Annotated in this window: 2 protein-coding genes and 2 pseudogenes; all 4 read right to left on the bottom strand. The window is 41.3% G+C overall.

Features of this window, described 5'->3' with window-relative positions:
- Window positions 1-771: 771 nt before the first annotated feature.
- Window positions 772-1,170 carry a type II toxin-antitoxin system death-on-curing family toxin gene (locus AAC147_RS10265; RefSeq protein WP_047686543.1) on the bottom strand — a complete coding sequence of 133 codons (399 nt, stop codon included), beginning with the start codon at window positions 1,168-1,170 and terminating at the stop codon, window positions 772-774.
- Window positions 1,167-1,388, bottom strand: a complete 222-nt coding sequence (locus AAC147_RS10260; protein WP_047686540.1) for a type II toxin-antitoxin system Phd/YefM family antitoxin — start codon at window positions 1,386-1,388, stop codon at window positions 1,167-1,169. Before AAC147_RS10260 ends, AAC147_RS10265 begins: the two co-directional genes overlap by 4 nt.
- Before the next feature lie 484 nt (window positions 1,389-1,872).
- A pseudogene (locus AAC147_RS10255) lies at window positions 1,873-2,103 on the bottom strand (IS110 family transposase); the annotation flags it as partial.
- Between the two features lie 51 nt (window positions 2,104-2,154).
- Window positions 2,155-2,274: pseudogene (locus AAC147_RS10250) on the bottom strand (phage integrase N-terminal domain-containing protein); the annotation flags it as partial.
- Between the last annotated feature and the right edge of the window lie 138 nt (window positions 2,275-2,412).

Below are 2,412 nucleotides of genomic sequence, written 5' to 3'. Positions count from 1 at the left end.
TATCGCTTCTTTGATTGAATCTTTGATATATTCCGGTGTTGTAACGATCACAAGACCGCTATCATCTAATGCCTTTGTTTCAGGTTTTTTATCTTGCATATTTATTCCCTCATTTAATCAACAATACATATTGCTAAATAACATGAAGGCGGTGGGGGACTTCTCCGCCTGTGAACATAAATAAACGGGTTCATCAATACTGGAGAGTATGGGCATGGCTAAATTCAGTTGGTCAATATTTGGTGAGCTGCATGTTTTGATGGCAGGATGACTTAAAATAACAGACGGAGAAATAACAAAATTCATCTTGCTGCGGATTAAAATTATACAATAAGAAGACCGCACAGATTGTTGAATTATCAGCTATGGGAATTCTCATAATGCAATAAATTTCAATGGCTAAAATAAATAGAGCCAGATAATTAATACTCTATGTTTAATAAAAAGTATTCACGCTCAATATTAATAGGAAGTTGGTAACTATAAAATAGAAACGCCGCCTTCATTTCTTAATCATCAAACTGTACCTATTATCAAATATGAATGAGATATATCGATTGCATAGCTTCTGGCATTATTTGATATTGGCTCTAACAGTTTCTGTTCTACTAAATAGCTTATGTATTTGATATGTTATTTTCGCTGGTTTAAGTTTAGGTAAAACCTCTTTGTCGTTACCGAATTAGTAATATTCAATATTTTCTAAGGGTACATCCTTGGGTATACGTTAAATCGAGGTGTTCACTCATCCTCATAAAAAGTAAGTTGTGATTATGTCTTACAGCTTGGATCAGCATAGTCCACTAATTCGCGCAGGTGCTGCGCCAACTGACCAACGGTTTTCTCACCCGTAGCTGCATCTACCGTTAAGTTTTCCAATGTATTGTCGTTATCACGGATCTTGATACCGTTGCGGTAAAGAAAAATCATGGTAACGAAAAATGCTGTGCGCTTATTACCATCATTGAAGATATGACCGCGAGCAATAGCAACCCAGTAGGTGGCTGCAAGTTCAAAGATGTCTGTTACACCTTCGTAGTGGGTACGGTTTTGCACTCGATAGATAAGCGCTTCAGCTCTGCCAGAATCAGGCATTCCAGCAACGCCGGGAAGCCGCTGCAATATACGGTCATGAAAAGCGATAACTTCCAGTGCACTGACCCATATCATCGGTTTGTCAGTGCCTCTACCGTATGCCCGTGACGCTGCATAATCGAATTGAACTCTGCATCCAGTTTGGCGTTCTGGTATGCCTCGAATTCTGCTTTACTGATAACGACTGCTGAGCTGCCGTCCCGACGAGTGATTTCAACAGGTTCGCCGTGGGTAGCCGCATCCAACACTTCTGAAATATTGGCTCGTGCTTGGGTTGAAGTGTATGTACGCATAATATATCTCCAAAGATGTACATATAAATTGTACATCTTTTGGGTGCTTAATCAACAATAGGGATCTCAGTGTGGGTTACCTTTGAATGCTGCTTTTTTATATCCTCATACAACACAATCAGCCTCACGCTAAACCACGTCAGTGTCACCTAAGTGTACCCAATAATCATGCGCTACTGTGATTTACTCTGCAATGCTCTGATAACAAAAAAGCCAGAGATAACAATGTAAATACTGGCTTTGTGATTTGTTGTGAATCGCTAAGAAATGTTATTCAATATTGAATCTCTTCATTGAGTATCAGGCTTAAATCCGCATGAATACTGAGTTTGTATTACTTAACCTGTATATGGATACCGACTTAATTCAAGTGGGTGGGTGAATTTTTCTGACAGCGTAGTCGCAAACATATATTCGGCTTCAGAGAGTCGGTACTACCTGTCAATGACATCAACTTATGGACTTTTGCTACATAAAGGGTTACTCATCGCGCTTCATAACTCGATTGTTGGTTGACCAGTGCCCACGCTATTCGGGCATTTTTATTTGCCAGCGCTACTACTGCCTTATTGAGTCCGCTACGGGTTATCACGCCTTTTAACCAACGCTGCAATCCATTACATCGTTCGTCGGGGAGTTTTTGCACCCGATAAGCCACTGAGCGGGCACCGTGGATCAGTATTCCACACAAATAGCTATCTCCACGTTTCGTGATATATTCAGCATGGCTCACTGAAGCCGTTTAGGGGAGGTGTCCATTTCATTAATTCAGGCTCAATAACAACGCCCCCAAACGACCTGCGATCCGAATACGGTCATGGCAGGTTTTATGGCTGCCGCCACCTTGCCAGGAAAAAAATTTTAATTCTTTAATCAATCGACTCATTAGATTCCTCTTGTTGATACCTGACAACATGCAATCTCTGGCGCGCGTCAGTGCGACAAAACAGAAAGCATCGGTTTTGCCCTTGACGAATATCTGTGCGCCAGAGTGAACGCAGGTTGAGGTATTGCGGGGTATCGG

This window comes from Xenorhabdus sp. NBAII XenSa04 (assembly GCF_963866145.1).
Lineage (GTDB): Bacteria > Pseudomonadota > Gammaproteobacteria > Enterobacterales > Enterobacteriaceae > Xenorhabdus > Xenorhabdus indica.
Note: the sequence above shows the minus strand (reverse complement) of the source record. Positions and strands in the feature narration are given on the sequence as shown.

What these genes read in the sequence shown, in the direction of transcription:
- AAC147_RS10265 (WP_047686543.1), bottom strand. Translation starts at nt 1,170, where the DNA reads ATGATATGGGTCAGTGCACTGGAAGTTATCGCTTTTCATGACCGTATA.
- AAC147_RS10260 (WP_047686540.1), bottom strand. Translation starts at nt 1,388, where the DNA reads ATGCGTACATACACTTCAACCCAAGCACGAGCCAATATTTCAGAAGTG.